The organism is Corynebacterium sp. HMSC055D05 (genome assembly GCF_001810365.1).
In the GTDB taxonomy this organism is placed as follows: Bacteria; Actinomycetota; Actinomycetes; order Mycobacteriales; family Mycobacteriaceae; genus Corynebacterium; species Corynebacterium coyleae.
This window is the reverse complement of record NZ_KV801082.1, coordinates 129,149-135,390: the sequence shown is the minus strand read 5'-3', so window position 1 is coordinate 135,390 and position 6,242 is coordinate 129,149. Positions and strand designations below refer to the sequence as shown.

Genomic DNA, 6,242 nt, shown 5'->3' with positions numbered 1-6,242 from the left:
CGTTGGCGTACACCCGTTAGTCCGCAATGCGGAGCGGGAGACTGAACGGGTTCCACTATGCCGCTGCATAGTCGTTGGTGTCCACCAACTTGTCCGCAATGCGGAGTCAGTGGCAGAACGGGCTGCACTATGCCACTGCATAGTTGGTGTCCACCAACTAGTCCGCAATGCGGAGGCAGAAACATTGCGTGCCTGACTATGCGACTGCATAGTCGTGGGGTTTCACCAACTTGTCCGCAATGCGGAGTCGGTTCCCACGGTGCTTGGTTGCGCTCTTCGAAAAGTAGCCCAAAGCGCTCCGCCAAAAGTAGCCCACCACCCATGCCGAAATAGATGGTGGGCGCCCACTAGTCCGCAACGCAGAGTCCATAACGCCACGGGCACCACTATGCCGCTGCATAGTTGTTGGCTGGAGCCATTTGTCTGGAATGCGGAGACGGAAACGGGATTCGATATGCTATGTCGCTGCAAAGTCGTTGGTGTTTCCCTGTTGTCCGCAATGCGGAGTGGCAGGAGGACACAGCGTGGTAACTATGCCGCTGCATAGTTGGCGTACACCCATTAGTCCGCAATGCGGAGTGAGAAGGGGATCGATACCCATTACGCTACTGCATGGGCATCGGGAGAGGGCAGGGGGGAGGTCCAACTGTCCGTAACGCGGAGTCATCGCCTTCACACCACCGAAGCCCCCACTAAAGCCACCTGCGCACTTCTGTGAATGCAAAATGAAGCTCAACTGGCTGCAGGATTTTACACTCCGCCCAGGTTGGCGAATGGTGTGATGTGGGGTTTTGCATTGGCGTGCGGGGCAGGGTTGTCGGCAAGGCCAATGGGGGCTGCCGGCGTGGCGCAGAGCGGACGAAACGGCCGGCGCGGGGCGGCAGGGGCCGAACAGCCCCCAACAGCCAAGCGCTCCCAACAGCCCCAACAACCTCGAAAAACAAACAGAGAACTACAACTCCACGACGGCGTTCTTGGACTGCTCGAGGAGGTCCTTCTTCTTGCGGGCGCGCTCGAGTTTGGACCACTGGTCGCCGGGTACGGCGTTGCGGGCCTCGTCGATGACGGCGACGTCCGGGGTGCCCCAGGCGATCGGCATCGGGGTGACCATCTGCCACATCTTCTTGTTCTGGGCGGAGCGCTGCGCGCCGACGGCGGCGACGGGGACCTTGGTGCCCACCTTGTCGGAAGTGTTCGGGATCGGGTGGTAGACGCGGGAGGTGATGCCCCAGCGGGGCGGCAGGGAGGGCTCGACGTTGAGGTTCACCAGGGCGGTCAGGGTGATGGTGGTGCCGACGCGTTCGGTGATGATGGCTGGGGCCAGCGGGTTGGCGTCGTAAAGTTCTTGCGTCTTGCCCACGCTGCGGGGGATGAGCAGACCCACGACGAGCATCATGAGGCCGAAGAGGGCAAGGCCGAACGTGCCCAGGGTGTGCCAGGGGGATTCGGGGTCGACGAAGAACCAGACGGCTGCGGCGCCGAGCAGGGAGATCACAAAGAGGGCGACGCCCGAAGCGACGAGGCTGCGGGTGTCGCGGATCATTTCGTTGTGTTGCTTTGCGTACTCTTCGTCGACGTCGAACTTGAAAACCTTCATGGGGAAGAGTTTAGAGGTCGGAGGCGTCGACGAGTCGATACGCGTAGCCCTGCTCGGCGAGGAAGCGCTGGCGGTGGATGGCGTATTCGGCGTCGAGGGTGTCGCGGGCGACAACGGTGTAGAACACGGCCTCTGCGCCGTCGGCCTTCGGGCGCAGCAGCCGGCCCAGGCGCTGCGCTTCCTCTTGGCGGGAGCCGAAGGTGCCGGAGACCTGGATGGCCACGGCGGCTTCGGGCAGGTCGATGGAGAAGTTCGCCACCTTGGACACCACAAGGGTGGAGATTTTACCGTCGCGGAAAGCCTGGAAGGCTTGTTCGCGTTTCTTGGTGGTGGTTTTGCCGTCGACAAGTGGGGCGTCGATGCGCGCGGCGATCTCCTCGAGTTGGTCGACGTAGGCGCCGATGATCAAGGTCTGCTGGCCCGCATGTTTTGCAAGCAGCTTATCGACGACCCCAAGCTTCGCCTTCGAACACGCCGCCAACCGGTAGCGTTCGCGGGTTTCGGCGGTGGCGTAGGTGAGGCGTTCGTCGTCGCTAAGTGTGGTGCGCACTTCGACGCATTCGGCGGTGGCGATGTAGCCGGCCATTTCGAGTTCTTTCCAGGGGGCGTCGTAACGCTTCGGGCCGATGAGTGAGAACACGTCGTCCTCGCGGCCATCCTCGCGCACCAGCGTGGCGGTCAGCCCCAGGCGACGACGGGACTGGAGGTCGGCGGCCATGCGAAAGACGGGGGCGGGCAGAAGGTGGACTTCGTCGTAGATGATGAGGCCCCAGTCGCGGGAGTCGAAAAGTTCGAGCGCGCGGTATTCACCCTTCGTCTTGCGGGTGACCACCTGGTAAGTGGCGATGGTGACCGGGCGGATCTCCTTCTTCTCCCCGGAGTACTCGCCGATCTCCTCGGGCGTGAGCGTGGTGCGGCGCAGCAGCTCGTCGCGCCACTGGCGGCCCGCGACGGTGTTGGTGACCAGGATGAGCGTGGTGGTCTGCGCCTGCGCCATCGAGGCCGCACCCACAATGGTTTTGCCCGCGCCGCACGGCAACACGACGACGCCGGAGCCACCTTCCCAGAAGGACTCGGCGGCGTACTGCTGGTAGTCGCGCAACTTCCAACCGTCGTGGTTGAGCGCGATCGGGTGGGACTCGCCGTCGACGTATCCCGCGAGGTCCTCCACAGGCCAGCCGAGTTTGGTCAGTTCCTGTTTGATTTGGCCGCGGGCGGATGGGTGGACGGGGATGGTGGTGTCGTCGATACGCGATGCGACCAGCGGAATGATCTTCTTGGAGCGGGTGACCTCGGTGAGGATCGCTGGGTCGTCCGCCTCGAGGATGAGCCCGTGCGCGGGGTGCTTGACCAGCTTGAGGCGACCGTAGCGCGCCATGGTCTCCGCAACATCCACGAGCAGCGGCTGCGGGACGGGGAAGCGGGAGAACCGTTCGAGCACGTCAACGGCCTGCTCCGCGTCGAAGCCGGCAGCGCGTGCGTTCCACAACGCGAGCGGGGTGATGCGGTAGGTGTGGATATGCTCAGGTGCGCGCTCGAGCTCCGCAAACGGGGCGAGCGCAGCACGGGCCTTGGGTGCGTCCGGGTGTGCGACCTCGAGCAGCACAGTCTTGTCCGACTGGACGATGAGCGGGCCGTCGCCGAGAGCCATGCGATCTACTCCTCCTGTTCGTAGGCGTTGGTATTCTACGGGCATGGCTGCGAAAAACACATCCGTTGTCCTCGGCGAACGCTACGACAAATTTATCGCCCAACTGCTCGAAGACGGCCGCTACGCCTCCGCCAGCGAAGTCCTGCGCGAAGGCCTGCGGCTAGTGGAGGAGCGAGAGCAGAAGTTTAAGGCACTCAACGATGCTCTGGAAAAAGGGGAGTTGAGCGAGGTTGTCCACGACTTCGACCCCGATGTGTTCATCGCCAAAATGCGCGAAAGGTCCTAACCCCTCCGCAGCACCTGTGACCACTTGGTCACGCTGCCGTTGTTGAGGATCGTGCGCTTGTAAATGCGGGCGGCACCCCACACGACGAGCACAGTGGTGACCGCAGCGAGTGCGAAGGATCCCGCGAGCTGGGTGGTGGCGGCGAGGGAGATGAAGTTGACGGTACCCAACGGTTTGCAGGCAAGGAAGGCCAGCGGGGACTGCAGGAACGGTAAGGACCGTTCCCATGTGTTGCGCCAGACTCTGGCCGACCGTGTAACTAGAAATGCAGTTTAGGCAGATTTCAAACTAGCGGAGATCCTTCGTTATCTCAGAGCCCAGCGCAAACACAATGAGTGCAAGGGAAGCCAACGCGAGCGGGACAAGCATAGGGGCAGAGTCCGTCACGAGAATGAGAATGGAAGCTAGGGCAAAGACCAAACTTAAAATACTAGTTTTCTTCACATTCCGCCCCGATCCTCGAAGCCGTACAGTTACCTGGGTCACAGTTTAAATTGTCCTAATTGGGACGGCAATGCTCTTGTGTCATTTTTGTACCTTCGTAGAATCTCCGTTTTCGACAGCTCATCGCCAAAATGCGCGAAAGGTCCTAACCCCTCCGCAGCACCTGTGACCACTTGGTCACGCTGCCCTTGTTGAGGATCGTGCGCTTGTAAATGCGGGCGGCACCCCACACGACGAGCACAGTGGTGACCGCAGCGAGTGCGAAGGATCCCGCGAGCTGGACGGCGGTGAAGTCGCCAGCTGCGTAGGTCAAGGGCGCGCTGAAGATCGAAAACGGCGGGATCCAGCTCACGACCTGCATGAAGGTTGAGTCGGTGTTGGACCAACCAAACGACGAGATGTACACGCACGCCATCAGCAGGAGCAGGATCGGCATCTGGGTGGACTGCAGGTCCTCGGTGCGCTGCACCATCGCGCCGGCGGCGGCGTAGAGGCCGCCGAAGAACAGCATGGACAGCAGCCAGGCGATAAGCAGGATGGGGAGGGCGGACCAGTCGATTTCGACGTCGTCGATAAGACCCGAGACCTTCAGGCCGATGCCGCCGACGGCGAGCAACACTGCGGTGGCGAGGAATCCGAAGATGACGGTGCCCAGCAGTTTGCCGGCGAGGAAGTCCAGCGGGCGAACGGAGGCCAAGATGAGCTCGACGACACGCGACGACTTCTCCTCGGTGACGCGGCTGCCCACCTGGGCGGCAAAAGTGATCACGGTGAACATGACGATGATCAGCGCGAAGAAGGTGGTCAGCAGGCGGGTCAACTGCTCTGCGGTGTCGTCGCCTTCGGTGTCGTTGATGTCCACCGGCACAACGTCGATCTGCGGGGAGGCAGCCTCGTAATCGGCGGGGCTAATGCCCAGGGTGCTTAAGGTTTCGGCGCGCGCCTGCTGCTGGGAGAGGGCGTCGAGGCCGGTGAGGATGGTGGTGGAGGGGGAGCCGTCCGCAAGGACCTCCCAGTTGTCGCCCTCGACAATCAGGGCGGCCTCCACGTCGCCGTCGCGGACTAACTGTTCGGCTTCGGTGCGGTCGGTGGCGGTTTGGGCGTCGTAGCCGGCGTCGTCGAGAAGCTGCTCCTCGACGCCCACGGCGGCGATGGCCGGGCCGCCGGCTTCCGCTTCGGCGTCGTCCTTGTTTTTCATCCAGGTGCCGAAGCCGATCATGCCGAACATGACCAGCAACATGATCACGAGCGTGACAATGACGCCCTTCTTCAGCAGCAGAATCTGCACCTCGCGCTTCGCGGTGGTGGTGATGGTGTGCATGGGGGAGTAGGTCTTCATTACTTCACAACCTCCTTGAACAGCTCGGCCAGATCCGGCACGACGCGGGTGAACTCGTGGACGGGGCCTGCGGCCATGGCGGCGCGGAGGATGTCCTGGTCGTTGTCGGCGGAAGTGGTTTCGACGATGACGTGGGTTGGGGTGTCGCTAATAAGCGTGGCGGTTGCGGGAATCCAGCCGCGCGCTTGCGTGCCGACGCGGAAGCGCACCGGGCCACCCGAGCGCAACTCGTCGACGGTGCCCTCGGCGACCATGCGGCCGCGGGTGACGATGCCGATGCGGTCGCAAAGCCGCTGCACCAAATCGAGCTGGTGGGAGGAGAAGATCACCGGCACGCCGGCGCGGGCGCGGTCGGTGAGCATCGTGCTCATCACGTCCACGGCGACGGGGTCCAGGCCGGAGAACGGCTCGTCGAGGATGAGCACCTCCGGGTCGTGGATCAGGCTGGCGGCCAACTGCACGCGCTGCTGGTTGCCCAGGGAGAGGTCGTCGAGCTTGTCGCCCAGACGCTCGCCGAGGCCCAACTCCTCGAGCAGTTCGGTGCCGCGCTGCTTGGCAGCCGCGCCGTCGACGCCGTGAAGTTTGGCCAGGAAGATCAACTGGTCGAGGATCTTCTCCTTGCCGTAGAGGCCACGTTCTTCGGGCATGTAGCCGATGCGGCGACGGGAGTCGTCGTCAAGCGGTTGCCCATCGAGGAGCACCTCGCCAGAATCGGCGCTGAGCACGCCTAATGCGATGCGCATCGTGGTGGATTTTCCGGCGCCGTTGGAGCCGACGAAGCCGTACATCTCGCCATCGCGGACGGTGAAGTCCATTCCGTCGAGGGCCTGGACGTCGCCGAAGCGCTTGTGAAGGTCCTGAATCTGAAACGTAGTCACCCGACAAAAACTACCAAAAGATACGACATCGCTCAGGGCGGGTTTAC

The 6,242-nt window shown here is 62.7% G+C and carries 6 protein-coding genes; 1 reads left to right on the top strand and 5 read right to left on the bottom strand.

Going from position 1 to position 6,242, the window contains the following annotated elements; translation table 11 throughout:
- Positions 1-952: 952 nt before the first annotated feature.
- A complete protein-coding gene (locus HMPREF2734_RS11120) occupies positions 953-1,597 on the bottom strand; it encodes a DUF3239 domain-containing protein (RefSeq protein WP_070570978.1) in 645 nt (214 codons plus the stop codon).
- Positions 1,598-1,607: 10 nt separating this feature from the next.
- Positions 1,608-3,248 carry a DNA repair helicase XPB gene (locus HMPREF2734_RS11115; RefSeq protein WP_070570977.1) on the bottom strand — a complete coding sequence of 547 codons (1,641 nt, stop codon included), beginning with the start codon at positions 3,246-3,248 and terminating at the stop codon, positions 1,608-1,610.
- A gap of 43 nt (positions 3,249-3,291) precedes the next feature.
- On the opposite strand from HMPREF2734_RS11115, the gene HMPREF2734_RS11110 reads away from it, so the two are divergent.
- A complete protein-coding gene (locus HMPREF2734_RS11110; protein ID WP_070451679.1) occupies positions 3,292-3,534 on the top strand; it encodes a type II toxin-antitoxin system ParD family antitoxin in 243 nt (80 codons plus the stop codon).
- Here HMPREF2734_RS11110 and HMPREF2734_RS11905 read toward each other — a convergent pair.
- From HMPREF2734_RS11905 to HMPREF2734_RS11100, 3 genes are all read right to left on the bottom strand, one after another.
- Entirely contained in the window at positions 3,531-3,704 is a 174-nt protein-coding gene (locus tag HMPREF2734_RS11905) for a hypothetical protein (protein WP_210384762.1), read from the bottom strand. The genes HMPREF2734_RS11110 and HMPREF2734_RS11905 overlap by 4 nt on opposite strands.
- Positions 3,705-4,123: 419 nt before the next feature.
- On the bottom strand, positions 4,124-5,317 hold the full coding sequence (locus tag HMPREF2734_RS11105; RefSeq protein WP_070570976.1) for an ABC transporter permease: 1,194 nt from the start codon (positions 5,315-5,317) through the stop codon (positions 4,124-4,126).
- Complete coding sequence (locus tag HMPREF2734_RS11100) at positions 5,317-6,195, bottom strand: ABC transporter ATP-binding protein (protein ID WP_070570975.1); 879 nt, start codon at positions 6,193-6,195, stop codon at positions 5,317-5,319. Before HMPREF2734_RS11100 ends, HMPREF2734_RS11105 begins: the two co-directional genes overlap by 1 nt.
- Positions 6,196-6,242: the final 47 nt, after the last annotated feature.